This is a genomic window from Shewanella sp. NIFS-20-20 (genome assembly GCF_019209865.1).
In the GTDB taxonomy this organism is placed as follows: Bacteria; Pseudomonadota; Gammaproteobacteria; order Enterobacterales; family Shewanellaceae; genus Shewanella.
Genome location: NZ_JAHUTT010000019.1, coordinates 1 through 25,206 on the forward strand (window position 1 = coordinate 1; position 25,206 = coordinate 25,206).

The 25,206-nt window shown below is 47.7% G+C and carries 21 protein-coding genes; 10 read left to right on the forward strand and 11 right to left on the reverse strand.

Annotated elements, in window-relative coordinates; translation table 11 throughout:
• Positions 1 to 154 precede the first annotated feature (154 nt).
• The gene (ovoA, locus tag KU855_RS08025) at positions 155 to 2,260 is read right to left on the reverse strand and encodes a 5-histidylcysteine sulfoxide synthase (protein ID WP_371316334.1); all 2,106 of its coding nucleotides are present in this window, start codon (positions 2,258 to 2,260) and stop codon (positions 155 to 157) included.
• 250 nt (positions 2,261 to 2,510) lie between these two features.
• Positions 2,511 to 2,804 (reverse strand): hypothetical protein, encoded by a 294-nt coding sequence (locus tag KU855_RS08030; RefSeq protein ID WP_218529781.1) that lies wholly within the window; start codon positions 2,802 to 2,804, stop codon positions 2,511 to 2,513.
• A 414-nt stretch (positions 2,805 to 3,218) separates the two neighbouring features.
• On the opposite strand from KU855_RS08030, the gene KU855_RS08035 reads away from it, so the two are divergent.
• A complete protein-coding gene (locus KU855_RS08035) occupies positions 3,219 to 3,986 on the forward strand; it encodes a hypothetical protein (protein WP_218529782.1) in 768 nt (255 codons plus the stop codon).
• A 45-nt stretch (positions 3,987 to 4,031) separates the two neighbouring features.
• On the opposite strand, the gene glnA is transcribed toward KU855_RS08035, so the two are convergent.
• The gene (gene glnA, locus KU855_RS08040; RefSeq protein ID WP_218529783.1) at positions 4,032 to 5,441 is read right to left on the reverse strand and encodes a glutamate--ammonia ligase; all 1,410 of its coding nucleotides are present in this window, start codon (positions 5,439 to 5,441) and stop codon (positions 4,032 to 4,034) included.
• A gap of 404 nt (positions 5,442 to 5,845) precedes the next feature.
• Here glnA and typA point away from each other — a divergent pair, with 404 nt between their 5' ends.
• The gene (gene typA / locus KU855_RS08045; RefSeq protein WP_218529784.1) at positions 5,846 to 7,657 is read left to right on the forward strand and encodes a translational GTPase TypA; all 1,812 of its coding nucleotides are present in this window, start codon (positions 5,846 to 5,848) and stop codon (positions 7,655 to 7,657) included.
• Between the two features lie 82 nt (positions 7,658 to 7,739).
• On the opposite strand, the gene KU855_RS08050 is transcribed toward typA, so the two are convergent.
• The 3 genes from KU855_RS08050 to KU855_RS08060 form a co-directional block, all read right to left on the reverse strand.
• A complete protein-coding gene (locus KU855_RS08050; protein WP_218529785.1) occupies positions 7,740 to 8,954 on the reverse strand; it encodes a 4Fe-4S binding protein in 1,215 nt (404 codons plus the stop codon).
• 184 nt (positions 8,955 to 9,138) lie between these two features.
• Positions 9,139 to 9,783, reverse strand: coding sequence for a DUF2959 domain-containing protein (locus KU855_RS08055; protein WP_218529786.1), 645 nt, complete (start codon positions 9,781 to 9,783; stop codon positions 9,139 to 9,141).
• A gap of 11 nt (positions 9,784 to 9,794) precedes the next feature.
• Entirely contained in the window at positions 9,795 to 10,016 is a 222-nt protein-coding gene (locus KU855_RS08060) for a hypothetical protein (protein ID WP_218529787.1), read from the reverse strand.
• A gap of 187 nt (positions 10,017 to 10,203) precedes the next feature.
• On the opposite strand from KU855_RS08060, the gene KU855_RS08065 reads away from it, so the two are divergent.
• The 3 genes from KU855_RS08065 to dtd are packed head-to-tail and all read left to right on the forward strand — an operon-like array spanning position 10,204 to position 12,467.
• A complete protein-coding gene (locus tag KU855_RS08065) occupies positions 10,204 to 11,073 on the forward strand; it encodes a virulence factor BrkB family protein (protein WP_218529788.1) in 870 nt (289 codons plus the stop codon).
• Positions 11,070 to 12,005 carry an alpha/beta fold hydrolase gene (locus KU855_RS08070; protein ID WP_218529789.1) on the forward strand — a complete coding sequence of 312 codons (936 nt, stop codon included), beginning with the start codon at positions 11,070 to 11,072 and terminating at the stop codon, positions 12,003 to 12,005. The genes KU855_RS08065 and KU855_RS08070 overlap by 4 nt, the downstream gene beginning before the upstream one ends.
• A gap of 24 nt (positions 12,006 to 12,029) precedes the next feature.
• Entirely contained in the window at positions 12,030 to 12,467 is a 438-nt protein-coding gene (gene dtd, locus KU855_RS08075; protein WP_218529790.1) for a D-aminoacyl-tRNA deacylase, read from the forward strand.
• Between the two features lie 146 nt (positions 12,468 to 12,613).
• Here dtd and KU855_RS08080 read toward each other — a convergent pair whose 3' ends face one another.
• The 5 genes from KU855_RS08080 to KU855_RS08100 form a co-directional block, all read right to left on the reverse strand.
• Positions 12,614 to 12,922, reverse strand: a complete 309-nt coding sequence (locus KU855_RS08080; RefSeq protein ID WP_218529791.1) for a rhodanese-like domain-containing protein — start codon at positions 12,920 to 12,922, stop codon at positions 12,614 to 12,616.
• 120 nt (positions 12,923 to 13,042) lie between these two features.
• Positions 13,043 to 13,918 (reverse strand): DUF3014 domain-containing protein, encoded by an 876-nt coding sequence (locus KU855_RS08085; RefSeq protein WP_218529792.1) that lies wholly within the window; start codon positions 13,916 to 13,918, stop codon positions 13,043 to 13,045.
• A gap of 141 nt (positions 13,919 to 14,059) precedes the next feature.
• Positions 14,060 to 16,135 carry an ATP-dependent DNA helicase RecG gene (gene recG, locus KU855_RS08090; protein ID WP_218529793.1) on the reverse strand — a complete coding sequence of 692 codons (2,076 nt, stop codon included), beginning with the start codon at positions 16,133 to 16,135 and terminating at the stop codon, positions 14,060 to 14,062.
• Positions 16,136 to 16,421: 286 nt separating this feature from the next.
• A complete protein-coding gene (locus KU855_RS08095) occupies positions 16,422 to 17,354 on the reverse strand; it encodes a calcium/sodium antiporter (RefSeq protein ID WP_218529794.1) in 933 nt (310 codons plus the stop codon).
• 62 nt (positions 17,355 to 17,416) lie between these two features.
• Positions 17,417 to 20,011 carry a PBP1A family penicillin-binding protein gene (locus KU855_RS08100; RefSeq protein ID WP_218529795.1) on the reverse strand — a complete coding sequence of 865 codons (2,595 nt, stop codon included), beginning with the start codon at positions 20,009 to 20,011 and terminating at the stop codon, positions 17,417 to 17,419.
• Between the two features lie 181 nt (positions 20,012 to 20,192).
• Between KU855_RS08100 and KU855_RS08105 the strand changes: the two genes are divergently transcribed.
• From KU855_RS08105 to KU855_RS08125, 5 genes are read left to right on the forward strand one after another with little or no spacing between them, the layout of a single operon-like run.
• A complete protein-coding gene (locus KU855_RS08105) occupies positions 20,193 to 21,272 on the forward strand; it encodes a pilus assembly protein PilM (protein WP_218529796.1) in 1,080 nt (359 codons plus the stop codon).
• On the forward strand, positions 21,260 to 21,850 hold the full coding sequence (locus KU855_RS08110; protein WP_218529797.1) for a PilN domain-containing protein: 591 nt from the start codon (positions 21,260 to 21,262) through the stop codon (positions 21,848 to 21,850). The genes KU855_RS08105 and KU855_RS08110 overlap by 13 nt, the downstream gene beginning before the upstream one ends.
• Positions 21,847 to 22,467: a type 4a pilus biogenesis protein PilO gene (locus KU855_RS08115; RefSeq protein ID WP_218529798.1), complete on the forward strand. Its 621-nt coding sequence runs from the start codon at positions 21,847 to 21,849 to the stop codon at positions 22,465 to 22,467. The genes KU855_RS08110 and KU855_RS08115 overlap by 4 nt, the downstream gene beginning before the upstream one ends.
• Complete coding sequence (locus KU855_RS08120; protein ID WP_218529799.1) at positions 22,464 to 22,979, forward strand: pilus assembly protein PilP; 516 nt, start codon at positions 22,464 to 22,466, stop codon at positions 22,977 to 22,979. The genes KU855_RS08115 and KU855_RS08120 overlap by 4 nt, the downstream gene beginning before the upstream one ends.
• 21 nt (positions 22,980 to 23,000) lie before the next feature.
• Complete coding sequence (locus KU855_RS08125; RefSeq protein ID WP_218529800.1) at positions 23,001 to 25,049, forward strand: type IV pilus secretin PilQ; 2,049 nt, start codon at positions 23,001 to 23,003, stop codon at positions 25,047 to 25,049.
• Positions 25,050 to 25,206 lie beyond the last annotated feature (157 nt).

The window sequence follows — 25,206 nt, forward strand, 5'->3', positions numbered from 1 at the left end:
GATTGATATGAGTACGCGCCAAAGCTTCTGAAAGTTGCATAAAAAAATCCGATGACAAGGGGTCATCGGATTTTGATCCTTTCAGTGAGATCGTCAAGCGATCTGTCTTAACTGATCGGCATTACGCAATAGCGGGCTTTTTTTGGTGCTGATTCTAGCGGCGTTTGCGCCAAATACTCATTTGACTAATGGTATGTTGAAACTTGCGCTTGGTTTCTCTAATGACAAAGGGAATGTCCTTAACCGCCACCAATTCAAAGTCCTGATGCAGCGCCTCATTGAGACCATCAAGGCTGGTGAAACTCTCACCATCACGTTTAAATCCACCAAGCCAATGATGTTTCTCTGTGTATTGCTCCAGCCAAGTGTAGGGCGATAAGATCACCAAATAACCATGACTATTAAGCCGTGATGGCATATCCGTTAAAAACTGCTTCGGGTCGGCTAAGCGGTCGATTAAGTTGGCGGCATAAATCAAATCGTAGCCGTGAAACCTTGGCTTGAGATTGCAGGCATCGCCTTGCATAAAATGGATCTGGTCGACTAAATCTTGGTAGCCCAGCTGGGCGAGACTGGTGCTTTTGAACTCTTGTAAATCGCCTTCGGAGGTGATGGTCCAGCGTTTTTGCCCGTGCTGACAGAGCTCAACGGCTTGCGAGATAAATCGCGCAGAAAAATCAATGGCATCCACTTGTTGATAATGTTTGGCCAATTCAAAACTGGCTCGCCCTACCGAGCAACCAATATCAAGTGCTTTGAGGGTGCGTGCGGGCTCAATCTCAGCCATAAAGCTCGCGACGGCATTGACACAAAAATTGTCGACGCCGAAATGACTGGCACCATAATGAAACTCTAAATATTGCGAGATGAGCTCATCGGTTTCGTAAATATTGGTGACCTCTGTGGTCGGCAAGGCTTGCGCCGAGCGAACATATCGAAAGCCGGCGTGTTGATAGAAGTGGCGGCGAAACGCATAGCGACTCGATTGTTGCATCTCGTTGCCGGTCGAGATCCAACTCCCCCCTTTGATCAGATTATGACGGCCATCAAAGGTCGGGGTTGAGAAGTCATCATACATAGGATGCACCTCAAAACCGTTAAAGCCGCTAATGGTGGTTTCGGTCCATTGCCAGACATTGCCTATTACATCAAAGAAGCCATGGTGTTCAAATCGATTGACTGGACAAGATGAGGCGAAGTGGGCCAAGCCAAGATTCGCCGGGATCTCATCCCAATCTTGGCTATCACCGCTGACCTGTTGGCGTAAACAATACCATTCGGCTTCGGTGGGGAGGCGGAGCGTGATTTGGCGAACCTCACTGAGATAATGACAGAATGCTTTGGCTTCTAAGTAGTTGACCTCCACTGGCCAATTGAGGGGCAGGGGAATTTCTTGGCAGAGATTACGTTGCCACCATTGCCCCTGATGCTGGCGCCAAAATCTGGGGTGTTGCGCTTGGGTGTAACTCAGCCATTGCTGGCCCTCTGGGGTCCACCAACGCTTGGTTTGGTAGCCCCCAGCGTCAACAAAGGCCAAGAATTCTTGGTTACTCACTAAGTATTGGCTCGCCTCAAAGTCGTCGACTGTGAGTTGGTGGTGGCCATATTCATTATCCCAGCCATAAGTCATATCCTGCGGGGATTTGCCAAGAGTGATGTTCTGCCCCGCTTGCCGGCGCAATGAGTTACAAGGGGCTGGGCCTACGCTGTCGCATGCCGCCCAATCATTGACGCAACTGAGCATGGCTAGCGGCAGTTGGCGCATGATGACGGAGGATGTCTCTAAATGGATGCGCTCATGCTCAATGCCCATTAAAATTAACCAAGCAGGGCTATCTGGAGTAATGGGCAGCGTCAATTCCAGCAGGTCAATGACTTGATTGACGCAGTCACATACTTGCTGGCGATAAGCCTTCACCTCGGCGATGGTCGGCCATTGATAATGTTGGCTGTCGACGTCATCCCAACTCATTTCGTCGACACCAATGGCGAACATGGATTCCAAATCGGGGTTGAGACGCGAGTCTATGAGTCTGGCAAGCTTAAGTTTATTGATATAAAAGCTGGCGGTATGGCCATAATAAAAAATCAGCGGGTGTCTTAAGGGTTCGGCTTTAATAAAGTAAGCCTCATCATCAATAATGAGATCAAACAGGGCTTGGTATTGCTGCCATGTGTGGTTGAAATAGCGTTTTATCTCAGCGCGCTTACCGTCAATGGTTGAGCCATTTAACAGAATACTTTGATTGGTTTTGGTCACGTGCCGTCCTTGAGTTACCTGCTTGTGCAAATAATATACTCTAACGGGTTTAACCTGTAATACCAATGCTCTTTACTCACAAAGACGGGCTAAGTGTTAGGCTTAGGGCAAGGTGGCTAAGTCCATACACTCAGGGTGGTCGTGAGAATAACGGCCACGCAAAAAAGTTTAGTGAATGCTAGTTCACTAAACTTTACTCGCGGCGTGGTGATACCGGTGCATTAGCTCTGCAGTGGCAAGATGTTAGGTATTATTGATTGGCAACCAGATAAGTTCGGCGATAATCATAGACTTGATTTAAGTGAAGCATATCACTGAGGCTGGCGGTCAGCGGTTGACCTTGGCTATCAAATTTACTGACTTTCGCTTGAACAAAATCAATCACGAAAATAGGTGCCGATGGCTGAATGGTTGCCGCGTCGAGTTGTTGCTGAATTTGCTTGGCATTGCAATCATTACAGACCAATTCGGTAGCGAGTAAATTCGAGCTAAATAATGGTGCCATTAAGATGGCTGCACTTAGACTTGCTTTGATGAAATTCATAAAACCCCTCCCAAAATGTGATAATGATCACAGATAGCTTACTGTAAACGAAGTGTTGCATTCCAGTGCCTATTTGTGAATTTATGCTTAAATAGCCCGCAAACCAAGCGCCAATAGGTTTAGCGCAAATGTAACGAATTGTTTCGCATATCTCATTGTTAATATTAGGTTTTTATTAATTAGCTTGCTGTTTTGTTGCCAAGGTAGCTGCGAGGCTGTCTGGCTGTCAGCGCTGAATCATGGCGTGCTCAGGGGAGGGGGGGGGCTGGACTGAGGCTTTGCATCAGATTGGCATGGCAACGCCAGTGCTTATTTATAAGTTATTGTTTTAGTTAATTATGATTTACTGGCTTCGCTTTATTTTCACTCGGCATATTGCTAGTTTATTCCAGTGTCTTACTTGGAGGCGTGCGCATGAAATCGTTGACTGTTATTCGCTATGTAGTCGCCATTGCCGTAGGTTTTACGGCCGCTAAGCTATTGGATGTTAATGAACCAGCCTCCTTGGCAGCGCCTTGCGCTGAGTCAAGTGGTGAGGGTGAATTGTTACGATTGCGCCAAGAGAGCCGTATGCAACAGCAAGAGATTGAGTGGCTATTACGTATGGTCAAAGCGGGATTGAGCGGCAATATGTCTGAGCATATGCAAACCTATCGAGAGCGACCACTGGCGAGTCAATCACAAGCTGTGGCGCCAATGAATGACATGGACCCTGTTAGCCAGCGTCAGCAAGTGGCTGCTGCCATGGTGAAACGCACTCAAATGGCCGATGTGGCGTTGCAAAAACAAGCGTTGGCGGAAGGTTGGGCCATTGATGGTCAACTGGCTAATGAACGCCGCGCCTTGTGGCAACAAGCCAAAGACAGTTTGAGCGAACAAGAATACATGCATGGCTTATTTCGTGCTCATTTACCTAATGTCATGTATGTGGGGAGCGTTAGCGCTGAGATTGCGGCGCAGTCAGGGGTCAAGCGCGGCGATATTTTAAAACGAGTGAATGGGGTGCGAGTATTTAGTCGGGATGATTTACGTCAACAATTAATGGGGATTGATCGCCAGGCCAGTGTCGAGTTAGTGCTCGATCAGCAAGGGCAATCATTAGTGACCGTCGTGAATGATATCAGCCAACATTTTGAATTTTACGGTGAATCTATCGCGGTACCATCCACTATTTACCCGTAAAAACGCCCTGCAAAGCAGGGCGTAAACACGGTATGTTAGTGTCGATTACAGGCTGTAATACATTTCAAATTCAAGCGGGTGAGTGGTGCGTGATATGCGCTCGGCTTCGGCAGTCTTCAGGGTAATGTAGGAGTCGATAAAGTCATTGGTGAATACACCACCACGCGTTAAGAACTCGCGATCGGCATCTAAGTGAGCTAATGCATCTTCCAGTGAGGTGGCCACTTGTGGGATCTCAGCGGCTTCTTCCGCAGGCAGATCATACAAGTCTTTATCCATGGCTTCGCCTGGGTGAATTTTGTTTTGAATACCATCAAGACCAGCCATCAACAAGGCCGAGAAACCTAAGTATGGGTTGGCATGTGGATCAGGAAAGCGTGCTTCGATTCGACGCGCTTTCGGGCTTGGAACCACTGGGATACGGATAGAAGCACTGCGGTTACGAGCGGAATAGGCCAACATGACTGGGGCTTCAAAATGAGGCACTAAGCGCTTGTAAGAGTTGGTGCTTGGGTTCGTAAACGCATTGATTGCGCGAGCATGCTTAATGATACCGCCAATATAGTAAAGTGCAGTTTCACTGAGACCTGCATACTTGTCACCCGCGAACAAGTTAACCCCATCTTTAGATAATGACTGATGCACATGCATACCGCTGCCATTATCACCAACAATAGGCTTAGGCATGAAAGTGGCGGTCTTGCCATAAGCGTGAGCCATATTATGAACTACATACTTAAGGATTTGGATTTCGTCAGCTTTCTTGGTCAGGGTATTAAAACGGGTGGCAATTTCGTTTTGACCGGCCGTGGCGACTTCATGGTGATGCGCTTCAACCACTTGACCCATTTCTTCCAGCACCAAACACATGGCGCTACGTAAATCTTGTGATGAGTCAACCGGCGCCACTGGGAAGTAACCGCCTTTAACCATAGGGCGATGACCCGTGTTGCCACCTTCGTAGCTAGTGCCAGAGTTCCAAGCGGCTTCTTTGGCGTCAATCTTAACAAAACAACCTGACATGTCAGTGCCGAAGCGTACATCGTCAAACAGGAAGAATTCTGGCTCAGGACCGACTAATACGGTGTCAGCAATGCCGGTGGCGCGTAAATATTCTTCTGCTTTTTTGGCGATAGAGCGCGGATCGCGGTTGTAACCTTGCATGGTGCCTGGCTCTAAAATGTCACAGCGCAACAGGGCAGTGGTTTCTTCAGTGAAAGGATCTAATAAGAAGGTATCAGGATCTGGCATTAATACCATGTCAGACTCATTGATGCCTTTCCAACCGGTAATCGAGGAACCGTCGAACATTTTACCGTCTTCAAAAAAGTCAGCATCGACCTGGTGAGTTGGGATCGATACGTGCTGTTCTTTACCTTTGGTATCGGTAAAACGTAAATCTACAAATTTTACTTCATGTTCTGCTAATTGTTGTAAAACTGCTTCGTACGACATTGTTCAAGCCTCCGGTAGGGTCAATCGCTGACCTATTCGATTATTATTGTCTGCCAAAAATAGCCGGCGACACGGTTTAGTTTTCTTATAGCTAAAGTCGTGCCAATTATTTAAGTTATTGTATGTTAAGGGGTTGCCTTGGTCTGGTGTGCGCACAGGAACGGAAGTTGAACCAAAATAGTGCAGCCGATGGCTTATTTTGGGGCAAAGCAAAACGATTTCACCAAAATGGTGCGGGCGGGGTGTTAACGCGTGTTTGGCAAAGGCTTCCATAAACGGCCAAAAAATAATCCTGTGCGATAAGGCTCTGGTAGAGTAGAATGTCCCACTTTTTATTGCAACCACTATACTGTGTAGCGGTGGCGAATACCCTTAATGCTTTTTGATGGTAAGAGGTTTTATCTGTGCTAGAAAAATTACGTAACATCGCAATCATTGCGCACGTTGACCATGGTAAAACAACCTTGGTTGATAAGCTGCTGGGTCAGTCAGGCACTCTGGCTACTCGTGGCGAAGCAACTGAGCGAGTAATGGACTCCAACGATCTGGAAAAAGAACGTGGGATCACGATTCTGGCAAAGAACACTGCCATCAAATGGAATGACTACCGTATTAACATCGTTGACACTCCTGGTCACGCCGACTTCGGTGGTGAAGTAGAGCGTGTTCTGTCGATGGTTGATTCAGTATTACTTCTGGTTGATGCGGTTGACGGTCCTATGCCACAAACTCGCTTCGTAACCCAGAAAGCCTTTGCTCAAGGCCTGAAGCCAATCGTTGTTATCAACAAGATTGACCGTCCAGGTGCGCGTCCTGATTGGGTTATCGATCAAGTATTCGATTTGTTCGACAACTTGGGTGCCACGGATGAGCAGTTAGACTTCCCAGTGGTTTATGCCTCTGCATTAAACGGTTTTGCGACCTTAGATCCAGATGAAGTTAGCGATAACATGACCCCACTGTTCCAGACTATCGTTGATCGTGTATCTCCGCCAGATGCCGATGGTGAAGGTCCATTCCAGATGCAGATTTCTCAGCTGGATTACAACTCATACGTTGGTGTTATCGGTATCGGTCGTATCAAGCGTGGTAGCATCAAAACCAACCAACAGGTCACTGTGATTGGTGCTGATGGCAAAACCCGTAACGGTAAAATGGGCCAAGTATTAGGTTACATGGGTCTGGAACGTCATGAAGTTGACGTGGCTAACGCTGGTGACATCGTGGCGATTACCGGTTTAGGCGAACTGAAGATTTCTGATACTGTGTGTGCAGCGGGTTCTGTTGAAGCTATGCCACCTTTGTCTGTCGATGAGCCTACTCTGACCATGACTTTCCAAGTAAACACCTCTCCGTTTGCTGGTAAAGAAGGTAAGTATGTGACTTCACGTAACATTCTTGAGCGTCTGCAACAAGAATTAGTCCACAACGTGGCATTGCGTGTTGAAGAAACCGATAGCCCAGATCGTTTCCGCGTGTCTGGCCGTGGTGAACTGCACTTATCTATCTTGATTGAAAACATGCGTCGTGAAGGTTATGAATTAGCCGTGTCACGTCCTGAAGTAATCATCAAGGATATCGATGGCGTTAAATGCGAACCTTACGAAAACTTAACTGTTGACGTGGAAGAAGAGCATCAAGGTAGCGTGATCGAGAAGCTGGGTACCCGTAAAGCTGACATGAAAGACATGCAGTTGGATGGCAAGGGTCGTGTGCGTATCGACTTCGTTATCCCAAGCCGTGGCTTAATCGGTTTCCAAACTGAATTTATGACCGCCACCTCTGGTACTGGTCTGCTGTACCATAGCTTTGATCATTACGGTCCACACAAGGGCGGTGATATTGGTCAACGCGCTAACGGTGTATTGATTTCTAATGCGACTGGTAAGGCACTGACATTCGCTCTGTACGGTCTGCAAGACCGTGGTCGTTTGTTTATTGGCCACGCGGCCGAAGTTTACGAAGGCCAAGTTGTTGGTATTCACAGCCGCTCTAACGACCTGACAGTTAACTGTCTGAAAGGTAAGCAGCTGACCAACATGCGTGCCTCTGGTACTGACGAAGCTCAAGTACTGACTCCACCCATCCTGATGAGCTTGGAGCAAGCGCTTGAGTTCATCGATGATGATGAATTGGTTGAAGTAACTCCTAAGAGTGTGCGTGTACGTAAGCGTCACTTGACTGAAAACGATCGTAAGCGCGCTAGCCGCGGTTAATATCGTCACTCGCTAATCGAGTGGTTCAGCAAAAGCCCCGCCTAGGTAACTAGGCGGGGCTTTTTGTTAGCAACACTGGCTTCTAGATGCCAAGCTGGTCGATAAACGATAGTAGATACATTCTTAACTCAATGGGGGTTTGGCTGTTCCAGACACCAGCCAATAACGCCAGCAAGGGCACCACCAGCAATAATGTCAGTAATAACATCCCTAGGCCGCGGTGTGATAAGCGTGAGCCGTTGAACCATCTCAACCCTAACGCTTGCTTTTTCGGGCATGCCGCCACGCAGCGCAGGCAGGCTTGGCATTCATCGCTATGCACTGTTTGCAGGCGATGTACGGCAATATTGGCAGGGCAAGCACGGCTGCATTTATCGCAAGACAAGCCTTGACTGTTAAGGCAAAGCATTGGTTGACGCCTAACTTTTAATAGGCTGAAAACACTGACAATGCCTAACAAGGCGCCATAGGGGCATATATAGCGGCAAAAGCCTTGGCGGCGCCATAAGGCAATGAGCAAGATGGCAGACATCACCAGTAAGCCCACTGTGGTGGGCTGTAAAAAGAAATATGCCATTTTGACATCGGCCATCTTGTGATAACCGCTGGCAAGGTAGTTGGGCAGCGCTATGGAGGGGAGGCCTAACACCACGATATACAAGAGCGCCGTAAGTAGCAGGTATTTGGCCATGCGCAAAGGCCAGTCAATCCAAGCTGGAGCAGTGTAATCGCGTGGAAATGCCCGTTTGCGTAATTGATAGAGATACTCACCAGCCAGTCCCAATGGGCAGGCCCAGCCGCAGAATGCTCGCTTGCAGATGAGCCCTGTCAATAACACGCTGACTAACATGACGAGGGCGGCAGGGTGGTGAACATCTAGAGCGTGATGCTCAATGAAGGTTCTTAATTGAATGCCGGCCGCAATGGGCAGAAAAGCATCGACCACATTAGGCCGGGCTAGCCAAGGCTCAATTCCTTGGCTCAGTTGCCATAAATGAACGCTGTACTGCAATGCGACGAGAAGCAACGATAGGCATAATAGGTGCTGAATGGCCTTTCGCAGCGGGTTAATCCTGACTTCGCTGGTGAGCCATTCTGGTTTCGCAAACTTGATCACTAACAAGCTCGCTGCCGCGATAAGTAAGCTGAGTAGTAGCGTCATACTCAAGCTAATGATGACGCTGGTAACGGCTAATGCAGCTGTTGCCCAAGCGCCATATTGGCGCCCACTAAAGGCCAGTTGTGAGCCTATATAGGCTAATGCCAACATGATGGTTAGAGATTCAATCACACTCATAAAATTTAAGATTTAGAAGACACAATGCTATTGTGACTCTTGAGTCGGATTGAGGTTGCAAAGGCGAGCGCGTTTTGTGGAACTGCTCTGATTTTAAATCGCTAAATTTAAAAAAACGCTAACAAGATCACCACTGCGTCGTGTAGCGCTGTGGTGATCTTGTTAGCGTTGGGGCCGATTGGGCTTATGGTTTCATATTACTAATGAACTGATTTGACGCGGCAATGGACGCATTCATGTCAGAAATCAGGCCCGAGATATCTGCCTGTAAGCGACTGAACTCGCCTTTGATGGCGCCGATAGCCTGAGCATTGAGGTTATGTTTAAGGTAGAGCATATTGTCTTTCATCGTGGTTAGCACGGGTTGCATTTTCGCTTCTGCGCGGCGCATGCTGCGCAGCATTTGCTGATAATGCTGACGGGTGGCTCGAAGTTTGGATTCACTGGCTCGGCGTAAGCTGGCTTTGCTTATTTCACCGATTTCAGTTTGCCACTCATCAAATAACGCCTCGGCAACATCTTCCACTTTATTGATGCGATCTGTAACTTCGTCTGCCGCGCTTTGGGCGGATTCGTATTCGTCACTGGCATTTTCATAAGCGCGCTGCAGATCGCCACCGTCATGGAGGATCAGGCTCTGCATTTCTTCGAGCGCACTAGAGAATTCCTGTTTGGCTTCTTCTTGGGCTTCAGTGGCAGCCTCAACCCTATCCACCATAATGTCACGCTTATGATAGCCAACCTTTTCCATGGCGCCGTAATAGGCGCTTTGGCAGCCAGCCAAGCTCATGGCAGTCACTAGACTGAATGCAATCAATCGAAAATTCATTGTTTATCCTTTCAATCAGCTTTAAATAACGCTGCATCAATGATGCTCCAGATGTGGACCGGAATGGCAATAATGAGCGGAAAGATCAACCAAGACATGGCGTAAAACCCTGCGCTAAAAATAAAGAATAATAACGCGGCTAAAATGCGGCCTTGCACTAATTGCCCTAAACCTGGGATAAAGAAGCTAGCAATGGCGGCGATGACATTCCCAGCGGAACCTTGTTGAGACATGGTAACTCCCTAATAGTAATCTCGTGTAGAGGTTAACTAGCGTTGAAATACAAATGCTAGCATAAGACTAAGTCTTGTTTTTAGCTAGAACAGGGTTTAACGAACAGAATAACACTTGTAAATGAACTGTTGTAAGCAGTATGGTTAGCTTGCAAGCCTATTTGCTGATGGTTATCTGGTATTTTTCATGTATAAACACCTTAAATTATCTAAAGTTAAAATACTGGCCTCGAGTTTATGGCAGTTTTTACTATTTTTATTTCAACGTCTATTAAAGGAACAAATTAACATTCGAGCGGGTCACTTGGCTTATGTAACCTTGTTGTCCTTGGTGCCATTAGTCGCGGTTACCATGTCGATGTTATCTGTGTTTCCCGTGTTTCAAGGTATTCGCAAAGCCATTGAAAACTTTGTGTACAACAATTTTTTACCTGCCGCTGGCGATACGGTGCAAGTGTATATCAATCAATTTGTCAGCAATGCATCCCAAGGAACCGCCATGGGCATTGTTGCCTTGGTCGTGGTGGCATTGTTATTGATTTCCGCCATTGATAAATCGCTCAATTCCATTTGGGAGACCTCGGAGATGCGGCCCCTGGTGGTATCATTTTCCATGTATTGGATGGTGCTTACTTTAGGGCCGGTATTAATGGGCGGCAGTATTGTTGCATCGTCTTACTTAGCATCGATACGGTTATTTGATGAACCGCATTTAACCACGGTGACTAATGAAATTATTGCGCGTTTGCCCTTTTTGTTTTCGGTGGCGGCATTTTTGTTGTTATATACCGTAGTACCTAACACTCGAGTGAAGTTTTTACACGCACTGTGTGGTGCGATCGTGGCCGCCTTATTGTTTGAAGCCAGTAAAAAAATCTTTACCCTCTATTTAGCCCAATTTCCTTCTTATGAAGCGATTTATGGTGCGCTGGCGACCATCCCTATTTTATTTGTCTGGGTCTATTTGAGTTGGATGATCGTATTATTTGGCGCAGTGATCACGGCGGCATTACCTGAGTTTGTTAGCAAAACTCAGGCGGTGCTTGATAACGAGTGACATTAAAGTCACTCGGTCGGCGGCACTTAGCTGTCGGTAACGGCCATGCTATTTATGTGCGTTGTTACGGCCGCCTAACGGCGCCGCCGGTGCTCTATCTCCATGGCGGGCCCGGTGCGGGGATTCAGGCGGCAGATTTAGCCTTAATCGCCCAGCTTGATGCGTGTGTCTATCTGGTCGATCAGCGTGGCTGTGGTCGCTCTCGGCCTTTAGGGGGGCTTGCTCACAACCATCTTCATGGCCTATTGGGCGATATTGAACAATTACGCACCACGTTAGGTATCGAGCAATGGTGTGTGTTCGGCGGCTCTTTTGGGGCAACGTTAGCCTTGTGTTATGCCAGCCTATATCCGCAGCGAGTGAGTGGATGCGTGGTCTGGGGCTTGTTTATTCCGACCCCAGGTTGCCAGTGGCTTTATGGTCCGCAAGGTGCCGCCCATTTATTCCCAGCACAATACCAGCAGTTCAACCCCGCCGGTCTGGAGCTTGACTGCCTGTTAGCCGATTTTGCCACTGGCTTGGCCGGCCAGGAGTGGCCGCGACTCGCCCAACGTTGGTTAGATTGGGAAATGCAGCTAGCCATGCCATGTGCACTCGTAACCGAACCGCCGCTATCGATGGAGCAGCTGGCACTGGCTAAAATTCAGGTGCATTTTGCGGCCAATGGCTACTTTAATAGCATGTTGATGTTAGACAACCTGTTGCGTTTTTGGCCAACTAACCTTTGCATGATTCAAGGTGAGCTCGACTATGTGTGCCCGCCAGCGACGGTTAAGGCATGGCTTGCGCAAAGGGGAGAGCCCCGCCCGCGCGAATTGATAGTCGTTAACGGCTCCTACCACGCAATCAATAGCCCGCCAATGCTTGAGGTTATCAGTACTGCGATGACTCAGGCCCTATCAAGACTTTCATCATCACCTTTTGCCCCTTAGAATAAGGCTTTTTAGGGAGTGGCTATGATAGGGTTAATTCAAAGGGTCAGCTCGGCCAGCGTGACCGTCGCGGGTCATGTGATAGGTCAAATTGACCAGGGGTTACTGGTGCTGCTCGGCGTTGAGCAAGCCGACACGTTAGACAGCATGAAAAAATTGGCCGATAAGGTGGTCAATTATCGAGTGTTTGCCGATGAGCAAGGCAAAATGAACCTTAACCTGCAGCAGGTCGGCGGACAACTTTTGGTGGTGTCTCAATTTACCTTGGCGGCAGACACCAGTCGGGGTTTACGCCCCAGTTTCTCTGGCGCTGGCACGCCGGTGCTTGCCTTAGAGCTCTATCAGGCATTTGTCGAATATTGCCGCCAGTTGGGGGTTAAGGTCGAAACGGGTCAGTTTGCCGCCGATATGCAAGTGGCCCTGGTCAATGATGGCCCAGTGACGTTCCAATTGACCAGTTAAACATGCCCATCGTCGGCAGCCGCGAAGCTAATCTCGGCATAAACGGCAATTGTTATTGGTTGCAGACGTTTCGCGGTATTGATATTTGTGACGACCTTGGCCGCGATTAGAACTAAATTGGTAGCGGGGTTTATCAGCCCCGCCTATTACTTTAGTGCGCTAAGATCCTGCGCGGCACCACCATTATAGACGGCAGTAAAGCCGGCTTGGGCTAATAAGTTGCAGCCCATTTGCGCCCGCTTTCCGATGCCGCAATACAGCACCATCGCCTGCGATGTTGGTTGCTCAGTAAGCCATTGCGGTAACTGATCTAATGGAATATTCAGCGCATTTTCAAGGTGGCCGCTGGTAAATTCTTGCGGATTACGAACGTCGATTAGCAGGGCGCCATCGTCAATAAGCTGTTGGCATTGGCGAAGGGGGGTCTTAGTGACTATCACATCATTCATGTTCATATTGCACCATCCATTAAAAAATTCTTTACAAGATTATTCTAATGAATTGTGGTGATCAAGCTAATTGTGGTTTTATTTTCGCCACCGGCTTGGCCGGTGGCGACAAACGCTTGATGCAAATTATTGCGCTTGCTTGAGGGCTTGCTTGAGTTGACGCAGCGCTTGTTTAACTTTAGCTGCATTTTCTGGACCCATGCGGATCATGAGTTTTTGCGCGGCCGGCAGAGCCTCTAACTTAGGATCGGCAAATTTATAATTAACACTCACTGACGTTAGCTCAATCGGCGTTTCTATTATCGGCGCCGCTAACAATTCATCAATCGCTTCCTCTAGACGGCCATTAAAGCTTATATCCTGATAACCAAGCTCCGCGAACGCTTGATCTAAGATAGGGCTTAATTGTTGATAAGTGGCAAGTAATTGCTGCTCATCCAACTGAGATAGCGCGTTGGCGTAGAGATCGTATCTTTGATAGCTATCAGGGTTAAGGTAAATTTTGTCGGTAATATCACTGGCACTAAAATGCTCTTTAGGACCGTTAAATGGCGCTTGGTTACGAGCCAATTGACCTTGGGCAAGGTTATCGACAAACACCACAAATTGGCGAGCCATATCTTGAGTGACGAGTAACGGCGCTATGGCAGTGGCCTGGGTTAAGCTTTGGGCTTTTTGTTCAATTAACTCATCACTGTTTTCTAAGCTTGGCAGCGCTTCAACGACAGGCGCAGGTTCAGTGGGGGTTGGGATGACAATATCGACTGGGTTCGGTTGTTCTGCCGGCGTTGTGGCGACCGGCTCAACCTCCAGCACCTCAACGGGTTCTGGTATCACGGGCGTGGCTATGGGTTCGATATTGACCACTTGCTCTTTAGGCGAGAAATAAAAATACCCGCCAGCGGCAATGGCAATTACGGCAATTAATCCCCATAGCGCCATGGTATTGCTACTCTTGGTGGATTGTTGCGCTTGGATTCTATCTTCTTGATCGGCTTGCATACTATATCCTTCACTACGGCCAGCGTTGGCCTAATACTCATGGTTGGCAAGTACAGCACTTGTCGAGGCTGGATTTATTCTGCCAAAACACCGACTAAAGTCCAGTATGGCAAACAAAAAGTCCAGAGTAACTATATCTTATCACGCCTGAATGAATTGAGTGCGCTGACCTAGCCAGCGACTGATAATGGCGTCAACTTGGTCGGGTGCTTGCTGCATCACATGTTGAGCCAGCTTCTGGATATGGGGAATAAGCGCTTGATCTCTCACAAGATCGGCCACTTTAAGATCGGCTAAACCGGTTTGCTTGGTACCGAGTACTTCGCCAGGCCCCCTGATCTCTAAATCTTTCTGAGCAATCACAAAGCCATCGTTACTTTGGCGTAAGACGCCCAGTCGTTTAGTGGCAGTCGCTGATAAAGGGGTTTTATATAGCAACACGCAATGACTGGCGACGGCGCCACGACCCACTCGCCCTCGAAGTTGGTGCAACTGTGCCAGCCCTAGACGTTCGGGGTTATCAATGATCATCAAGCTGGCATTGGGGACATCCACCCCGACTTCAATCACGGTAGTGGCCACCAATAAATCAATCTTTCCCGTTTTAAAGTCGTCCATAACCTGCTGCTTCTCGGCGCTTTTCATTCGACCATGCACCAAACCAATGGCTAATTGAGGCAGCATTAATTGTAGCTCAGTCGCCGTATCTTCGGCCGCTTGGCATTCGAGCACTTCCGATTCTTCAATTAAGGTGCAGACCCAATAAGCTTGACGCTTGTCGTTAACTGCCGCTTGTTTGACGCGCTCAATAACTTCGTGGCGGCGACTATCGGCCACGGCCACAGTTGTGATCGGTGTGCGTCCCGGCGGTAATTCATCGATGATTGAGGTGTCGAGATCGGCATAGGCTGTCATTGCCAACGTGCGAGGGATAGGGGTGGCTGTCATGATGAGCTGGTGTGGGTAAAAACCTTGATGCCGCCCTTTTTCACGTAAACCTAAGCGTTGATGTACCCCAAAGCGGTGTTGTTCATCGATAATCACTAAGGCCAGATGTTTGAACTGCACTTGCTCTTGGAAAATAGCATGAGTACCGACCACCATTTGTGCCTCACCACTGGCGATATGCTCAAGACTGGTGGCTCTGGCCTTGCCTTTGAGTTTACCCGCGAGCCAGCCCACTTGAATACCTAAGGGCGCAAACCACTCGGCAAAGTTGTTGGCGTGTTGTTCGGCCAATAATTCCGTCGGCGCCATCAATGCCACCTGAAAGCCATTGGCAATGGCTTTGAGAGCCGCTAACGCTGCCACTAAGGTTTTACCAGAGCCAACATCGCCTTGCACTAAGCGCATCATCGGATGGCTTAGTTGCATATCATGATGAATATCGGCCACTACCCGCTGTTGAGCGCCGGTGGGCGTAAATGGCAGTTGACACAGAAATGCTTGGATCAAGTCGCTGGCATCGGCCATGGCGATGGCGTGGTCGCGATTGCTGCGTTGTCGCAATTGCAACATCGATAGATTGTGGGCCAGCAGCTCTTCTTGAATTAATCGTTGTTGGGCAGGATGTTGACCTTGTTCTAATTGCCACAGTGCCACATCCGCAGGCGGACGATGTAATACCCTTAATGCTTCGCGGAGTTGCAGTTGATTGGGGCGTAAAGGTTCGGGTAATAATTCTGGCAAGTTGCCGTCACTCAATAGCGTTAATGCTTGACTGGTGAGTTTTTTCCAACTGGTTTGTTTTAAGCCTTCGGTGGTGGGATATATTGGCGTTAAGGTTGCCTCGGCAACAAATTCTTCCCCAGCGTGCACCAGCTTGTACTCGGGGTGGACCATTTCAAGTTGGTGCTGGCCGCGACGGATTTCGCCATACGCGCGGATCAGCATGCCATTTTGCATGCTGTTACGTTGGGCAGCGCTAAAGTTAAAAAATCTTAAGGTCGCACTGCCGCTGGAATCTTGCACCTGACAAACCAACATGCGTTTACGGCCTTGGATTACCTGAGTCGAGATAATTTCGGCTTCTAAAGTGCCGTGATCCCCAGGTAAGAGCTGGACGATGGGGTAGATACGGGTCCTATCTTCATAGCGCAGGGGCAGATGGAACAGCAGATCCTGAACAGTGTGAATACCTAATTTATTGAGCTTTTCAGCCATTTTGGTGGCAACACCTTTTAGCTCGGTAATTGCCATTAGATCCAATTGCGGCAACGCGTTAGTACCCAATCACTGTGAATTTATACATATACTAACAGAGTCTGAGCGTTAGGCAATAATTGACGTAGTGTGGTGGCTATAGTCTGGTTGCTGGGCGGTCAAGTGACACAAAGAGTGGCGTGTTGTCGCGCCGCAGGGGTGTCGATAACCGGAGGTAATAGGGCGGCGCTGGCGGCGGAAAAGTTGGGGAGAGCGGGCTTATCGTGGGTTTGACTATGGTTATAATCCTAGCACAGGGACAAATGTCAGTGCGCTTGACTGACATTTGTCCCCTTACAGATTAAAGCCCTGCTTGATTAATTAAATACGCCATATAACCAAGGTAGCTAACTAATAAGATGGCACCTTCGCGGCGACCGACTCGCAGGCCGGTATAAGCAAAAGGTAATAACGCGGCGGCTAAGGCCAGCATCACAATAAAATCGAGGGATTGTAATCCCGCGGCAGAAACTGGATGCACGATGGCGGTGATACCTAAAATACCTAACACGTTAAATAAGTTAGAGCCAACCACGTTGCCAATAGCGATATCGCTTTGGCCCTTAATTGCCGCCAACATTGAGGTTACTAACTCAGGCATACTGGTACCAATGGCCACCACAGTTAAGCCAATAATGACTTCGCTGATCCCAAAGTTACGCGCTAATGCAACTGCACCATCGACAAATAAGATGCCGCCACCAATAAGCATGGCAATCCCCGCAATAATGAGCAGTGCCGATAACCAAGGGGCTTGTGGCGAAGTATCTAGGTCAACTTCTTCATTGCTGTTTTTAGAATCTATGTAGCTGTAACCTAAATAAGCGAACAATAAGCCGAGCAGCAAGGCACCATCTAAGCGTGAAAGCTCACCATCTAGCAGTAACACCCAGAACAAGAGGCTGGCGGCAATCATCAAGGGAATATCGCGCTTGACCATTTGCGATTGCACCTTGATTGGGCGGATCAACGCGGTTAATGCCAAGATTAATCCTATGTTGGCAATGTTAGAGCCGATCACGTTGCCCAGTGCGATGCCTGAATTACCCGCGAGGGCAGATTTAACGCTGACCGCCAATTCTGGCGCACTGGTGCCAAAGGCGACAATGGTTAATCCAATCACTAAGGGAGTAATGCCTAAACGCAACGCCACGGCACTGGCGCCACGGACCATGGCTTCCGCCCCAATAGTTAAAATAATAAATCCACCTAAGATGGATAAAAAAATCATCATGATGTCGTATTTTCCTGATGTTAACGCGTATGCCAGTCAATCAACACTGACTGGCGGGTAACCTACTGAAACAGATCCTCTGTGGGAGTGTTGTCAAAGAGGTCGGTGTTATCGGTTTGTTCACTCACATATTCAGTCGGCTCACTCCCCGCGGTGAAGTATTCAAAGCGGCTGGTGTGATCTGTTTTATGGGTCAGCTTACCCGTTGCTCTATCGATGCGGACGGAGACCACGCCGGCAGGGGGCTGCGCGGGGTGTTCTGGTACGCCATCAAGGGCGTGTTTCATGAACTCATTCCAACCTGGACCGGCGGTTTTAGCGCCTGCCTCAGCCCCAGAAATTTGATCTGGTGCGCCGGTAGGATCCCAAGCGGTGCGGCCGAGTTCGCGGGAGTGATCATCAAAACCAACCCAAATGGTGGTCGCCATCCCAGGACCAAAACCACTAAACCAGGTATCACGGGATTCATTGGTCGTCCCTGTTTTACCCGCAATATCATGTCGTTTTATGGTTTTAGCCGCACGCCATGCCGTACCGTTCCAGCCGGTTTTGTGGCTCCAACTGCCGCCACCCCAAATCACGCTTTTAAGGGCATCTGAAATTAAGAACGCGGTTTGCTCAGAAATAACTCGTTTGGCATGACGCGCCGCTGGGCTATGACATTGGGCTAACGGGCTGCTCTGCTGCTCAGCTTGGTTGGCCGTCATCACAGTGTCTTGCGTACTTAGGCTATCTGTGTGGGTGGTCTGCGTCATATCGATAGCCATATCAGCCGCTAAGTCATCAGCTGTATTTGCCGCAGTAGAGTCGTCTTGCAGGCAGGCTAACGTCGGGTTTGATTGTTCCAGTAACTCGCCAGTGGCAGATTGCACGCGTTTGATGTAATAAGGTTCAACCAAGAAACCGCCATTATCAAAGCTGGCAAATGCAGTGGCGACCTGCAGCGGGGTGACCGACGGCGAACCTAAAGCGATCGATTCGTTACGTGGTAAATCTGCAGGGTCAAAGCCAAACTCTGTCAGCTTGTTGATGGTGTTATCTAGACCCACATGACGCATAGTACGCACCGACATCACGTTAATTGATTGCGCTAAGCCAATTCGTAATCGGGTCGGACCGCCATAGACGTCGGGCGAATTTTTCGGGCGCCACGCGATACCTTGACGAATATCAGGCTCATTAATGGGGGCATTGTTGATTAAGGTCGCCAGGGTGTAACCTTGCTCTAATGCCGCCGAATAAATAAACGGTTTAATGTTAGAACCCAGCTGACGTTTCGCTTGAGTCACGCGATTATATTGGCTGTGTTTAAAGTCAAAGCCGCCCACTAAGGTTAATATGGCACCATCAGTTGGGCGCAGGGTCACAATGGCGCTCGACACTTGCGGAATTTGTGATAGTTGCCAGTAATCGCCCTGTGATCGGATCCAAATTTGCTGGCCGACACTGAGGATCTCGGCCGCGGTTTTTGGCGGCTTACCTTGGCGTTTATCATTGATAAAGGTGCGAGCCCAACGTAGCCCTTGCCATGGGATATTTATCAGCTGGCCTGTCTGAGTAAGCACTTCAGCACTTTGTTTTTCAATCTTTATTACTGCCGCAGGCATGAAATCTGGTAAGGCTTCAGTGCCCTTTAAGGCGTTGAGTATGGCGGCTTGATCAAGCGGTGCGCCATCGGCGGGCCACAACACGGCCGTTGGGCCGCGATAGCCATGGCGTTCATCATAGGCAAACACATTATTACGCAGCGCTTGCTGTGCCATGAGCTGTAGTTTGGAATCTATGGTGGTGTAGACATCAAAGCCACTGGTATAGGCCTGTTCTTCACCGTATTTCTGCACCATATAGTCACGTACCATTTCGGAGATATAAGGGGCATAAAGATCGATTTCAGCACCATGATATTTCGCCGTGATCGGCGCGTCTTTGGCTTGTTGATACTCGGCTAGAGTGATGTAACCTACCTCCAGCATACGTCCTAGCACCACATTACGGCGGGCTTTGGCGCGGATAGGCGAGCTGATGGGGTTCATCGACGAAGGAGCTTTTGGCAGGCCGGCAATCATGGCCTGTTGAGCCAAGGTCAAGGCCGATAAATCTTCCCCATAATACACTTGCGCGGCGGCACCGACCCCATAGGCGCGTTGCCCTAAATAAATGCGGTTGAGATACAGGGACAAAATTTCATCTTTAGTTAGCAATTGCTCAATATGCAGAGCGATAAAGATTTCTTTGACTTTACGGATATAGGTTTTGTCGCTGGTCAAAAAGAAATTGCGGGCAACCTGCATGGTGATGGTACTGGCGCCCTGCTTTTTTTGGCCGGTTGTAATTAAGACGACGGCGGCGCGAACGATGCCGACAGGATCGATACCATTGTGTTCATAAAAACGCGCATCTTCCGTGGCCAGCACGGCTTCAATTAGGTGTTGTGGTACTTGATCGAGTTCAACCGGAATGCGGCGCTTCTCACCAAACTGAGAGATCAGTTTGCCATCGCTGCTATAAACACGCAGCGGTGTTTGTAGTTGTACCGTTTTAAGGGTAGCGACATCAGGTAAATCTGGTAATACATAGTAATAAGCAGCCATTATTGCTGCGATACCGAGTAATGCCAGGCTAAAAAAAGCAATGAGTGCGCGTTTAAACCATTTCACCAAAAGTACCAGAGTCGCTGATTGAACCTATTAGTATATAAGCCTCAACCAATTCGGTGAAGTATCTTCATCAGGAATGATTTTATTTGGTTAAAATTCATGGCGAGATGTAATTATGGGCTTATAAAATGTTTGAATTATGCTAACCTACTTTTGAATATAAAAAAAATGGCAAGGAACTATGCTTTCAAAACTGTGGAAGCGCCAGGCTCCCCAAATGGTCGGGATCGACATTGGGTCTTATGAAGTTAAGGCGATATTACTCGGAAAGACTCCTGATGGCTATGCCGTCACCCGTCACATGTCCGTGCCTATTAAAAAGGGCGCGGTCAATGATCATGATATTCGCGATACTGAAGCTGTCACCGACTGTTTACGACAAATAAAACAAGCATTGCCCAAAGGGATTAAGTACGTCGCGGTGGCGGTGTCTGGTTCTGCGGTGATGACCAAAGTGATTTACATGGATGCGTCATTGAGTGAAGAAGAAATGGAGGCTCAAATTGAAATTGAAGCCGAAAATCTAATTCCCTATTCCCTCGATGAAGTCAGCATCGACTTCGAAAAGCTTAACACCAATAGTGTTGACCACTCAAAAGTCAACGTACTGCTGACTGCCTGTCGTACCGAAAACATTGATGGCAGGGTTGATGCATTAGATATGGTGGGATTGGAAGCCAAAGTTGTTGACGTTGAAGGCTATGCCTTAGGTCGCGCCCATGAATTAATTCTGGGGCAGTTGCCGGATGGGGCCAAAAATAAAACAATTGCCTTGATTGATATTGGTGCCAATATCACTACCTTTGCGGTCATCGAAAATGGCGAAACTACCTTTATCCGTGAGCAAGCTTTTGGTGGTGAACAGTTTACCCAGTCTATCTTGTCATTTTACGGCATGAACTACGATGAGGCAGAGCAAGCTAAATTACAAGGTGAGCTGCCTCGTAATTATATGTTTGAAGTGTTATCTCCATTTCAAACTCAATTATTACAGCAAATAAAACGTACCTTACAAATATATTGTACTTCTAGCGGTCGCGATAAAGTGGATTATATTGTGCTGTGTGGCGGGACGGCGAGCCTAGAAGGCATGACAAATCTGCTCACCGCTGAATTCGGCGTGCTGTGCTTATTGGCCGATCCATTCCAGGGGTGCTTGTATGCTGATGACGGAATAAAAGCCAAACTTCAACCACAGATAAATAAATACATGGTTGCTTGTGGCTTGGCTTTAAGGAGTTATGGGCAATGGCGAACATAAATTTATTGCCTTGGCGCGAAGAGGCTCGAGAAAAACAAAAGCGTGATTATCTTGGTGTGTTGGCGTTAGTCTTCTTGGTATCAGGGCTCCTCGTGTATTTATCGTTGATGGTGATTGATTCGATGCACGCGGAGCAGCAAGCACGCAATGCCTATTTAACTTCAGAAATTAACCTGCTTGAGAAGCAAATTGCTGAAATCAGAAAAATTACCGAGCGTAAAAAAGACATCGAACGACGAACCGAAATTATTCTAGGGTTACAAGCTTCACGTAATTTGCCGACTCATGTGCTCGACGAGTTAGTGCGAATAACCCCGCCGGGAATATATCTCTCTAGCATAGATAAAAAAGGCAGTATGGTATGGATAGAAGGCCGCAGCGAGTCTAATAACAACGTTGCTAATATGATGCGTAAAGCAGAAACGTCGCCTTGGTTACACGAACCCAATATGCAGTCTATCGTGTCGCAAAATGAAGCGTTGCGGCAATTACAACGCTTTAACCTTAATATTACTGTTCGTCCTGAACAGCAATCTCCAGCCTTGAGCGCCAATGCAAGTCAGGAGGTGAGCAAATGAAGTTCGACACTAATCAATTTAACGATCTTGATTTTGACAATGTCGGCGGCTGGCCATTTCAAGTAAAAGTGGTATTTGCGGTATTGCTTGCCATAATAGTTTTTATAGGAAGTTATTTTTTCTTTATTTCCGATGCGATAGATAATCTTAATCGGGTCCAAAAACAAGAGCAAGAACTGCGAGACGATTTTAAAAATAAATATCGATTAGCCGCTAATCTAAAATTGTACCGCGAGCAATTGGTGGTGATGGAGGAGCAATTCTCAGAGTTGTTGAGAATGTTGCCATCAAAGAATGAAATGCCGGGCCTGCTGGACGACTTAACCTTTGTGGCTACCGATGCTGGCCTGCGGATTAATAGTTTAGATTGGCAAAGTGAAATCGAGCGGGACTTTTATTTAGAATTCCCGATCAATATGTCGGTCCGTGGTGATTATCATCAGATCGGCAAAATGGTCGCTGGGGTTGCTAAATTACCCCGCATTGTCAGTTTGCATGACTTTACGATAACCAAAGAAGCCTCTGGTGAGCTTGAGATGAATATTCAAGCTAAGACGTATCGATTTAAAGAAGGTTCGGAGTTACCTGCTAATAAATCGTCCGGAGGTAAACCATGAAGCCTATAGTCATTGGATTGCTTGGTGTTGGTTTGGTGGCGTGTTCTGGTGATAGGAGCGATTTAGAGTCTTTTGTGACAACCACCAAAGCTCAGCATGTGGCTCATATTCCGCCGTTAAAAGAGCCACCGATATTTGAACATTTTGATTACCAAGCCGAGTTAATGCGTAGCCCGTTTGTCCCTCCTTCGAGAGAACTCACGGAAGAGGTTATCGATGTTTCAAAAGATTGTTTACAACCGGATTTAAAGCGGCGTAAAGGTCGCTTAGAAACCTATGCACTGGATAACCTTAAAATGCGTGGCAGTCTTAAGGACAATGACACGGTTTGGGCGTTAATTCAGACGAACGATAATAATGTATATCGCATGGGTGTCGGTGAGTATTTAGGGTTATTCCACGGCAAGATTGCCTCTATCACGCCTTTGAATGTGGAAATATTAGAATTAATCCCGGATGGTGCCGGTTGCTGGACTGTACGTACTAGCAACATGGAACTGACCGGAGAGTAACCTGGGAAGGATAAATATATAATGGATGCAGTTGTCACTCTCGCACGCTTGTTAAAGCGTGATAGTCGAGTCATCTTAGGGTTGGGATTGTGGTTAGGTGCCATGCCAATGGCCTTTGCAGCCAACCAATTAATCGATGTCAAATACCATGGCTTAGCAGGGCAAGAATTGGCGATGGAGCTGGTATTTAGTGAGCCGATCATTCAAGCGCCCCAATTAGCCATAGGCAAGGATCCCGCCGCGTTAGTATTAAGTTTCGCTGATGCTAATTCCGGCCTATCAAGCCCAACGCTTAATATTGATAAATTTGGTGTAGAAGCGTTAGAGACGCAACAACTGGCAGAAGATCTCCAAGTAAAATTGTTGATGAAGAGTATTTTGCCCTATCAAGGTGAAACCTTAGGTAATCGTTATAAACTCACCATTAACGATAATAAAAGTCAGACAGCCTCCCCCGGCACTGCGCAATATATCAATGGCGTTAAAAATCTCGATTTTCGTCGCAACCCTAAAGGCGGCGGTCAGTTAGTTGTGTATTTTGAGAATGACGCCATCGCTGCCGATATTGAGCAGGTGGGCGCCAAAATTGAACTTAAGTTTTTTAATACCAAGATCCCAACCGATTCCTTGTATGTCATGGACGTGCAAGACTTTGCTACCCCAGTCACCAGTTTTGAAACATTTAGCGATGATTTAACCACGCGAGTCTTGGTGGATGTTAAGGGCAACTATGCCTTTAACCATAGCCAAAAAGGCAATATGTTTGTTGTGGATATTAATAAAGTCGATCGCGTGACTTCGATTGAAAAAAAGAAAGAATATAAAGGCAAAAATTTATCGTTAGATTTCCAGAGCATACCGGTACGTACCGTGCTGCAAATTATTGCCGATTATAACAACTTTAACTTGGTAACCAGTGATACGGTCGACGGTGATATTACCTTGCGTCTGGATGATGTGCCGTGGGATCAAGCCTTGGATCTTATCCTCAAAACCAAGGGACTCGATAAACGTATTGAAGGCAACATTCTGATGGTTGCCCCAGCGGAAGAGCTGGCTATCCGTGAATCGCAAAACTTGAAAAATAAGCAAGAAGTCGAAGAATTAGCACCGTTATATTCCGAGTACTTGCAAATCAACTACGCTAAGGCGGCGGATATTGCCCAATTGCTTAAAGGCAGTGACTCTAGCCTGCTCACCAATCGAGGCAGCGTTGCGGTCGATGAGCGCACCAATACTTTGTTGGTCAAAGACACTTCTGAGTCATTAGCAAATATTGCCCGGATGGTCGAAATCTTAGATATTCCAATTCGCCAAGTACTGATTGAATCGCGAATGGTCACAGTCAAAGATAACGTCACCGAAGACTTGGGTATTCGCTGGGGGATTTCTGATAAGCAAGGAGATAAAGGCACGTCGGGCAGCTTAGAAGGGGCTCAGGATATCGTTAATGGCATTGTGCCTTCGATAGATAATCGCCTCAACCTTAACTTACCTGCGGCGACGTCGAACCCTGCGAGCATTGCTTTCCATATTGCCAAGCTGGCTGATGGCACTATTCTTGACCTCGAGCTCAGCGCGTTAGAGCAAGAAAACAAGGGTGAGATTATTGCCAGCCCGCGCCTAATGACCTCAAACCAAAAGGCGGCGTATATTGAACAAGGGGTAGAAATCCCTTACGTGCAGTCGACGTCCAGTGGTGCCACGTCTGTGACCTTTAAGAAGGCGGTACTGTCGCTTAGGGTGACCCCTCAAATCACCCCGGATAACCGCGTGATCTTGGATTTAGAGATCACCCAAGATTCACAAGGCAAAACCGTTGATACCCCTACCGGTCCTGCGGTTGCGATTGATACCCAGCGGATTGGCACTCAGGTATTGGTCGACAATGGTGAAACCATCGTCTTAGGTGGGATTTATCAACAAAACCTGATAAATCGTGTAAGTAAGGTACCTTTGCTGGGGGATATTCCTTATCTTGGCTTGATGTTCCGTAATTCGACCGATCAAAATGAACGTCAAGAATTATTAATATTTGTGACTCCAAAAATTGTCACAGAGAAAATATAAACATCAAGGGTGACAAGGCTTAGGCCGCCGTCACTCTTAGCTTTCCTCACAATATATTTCCGGTTTATTGATGTAATAACTCGCCGTTTCCTGATTATTCGATCAGCAATGACTTGCGTTTACAGGCCCTAAGCTGAGATAATCCTTGGTCAAGTCT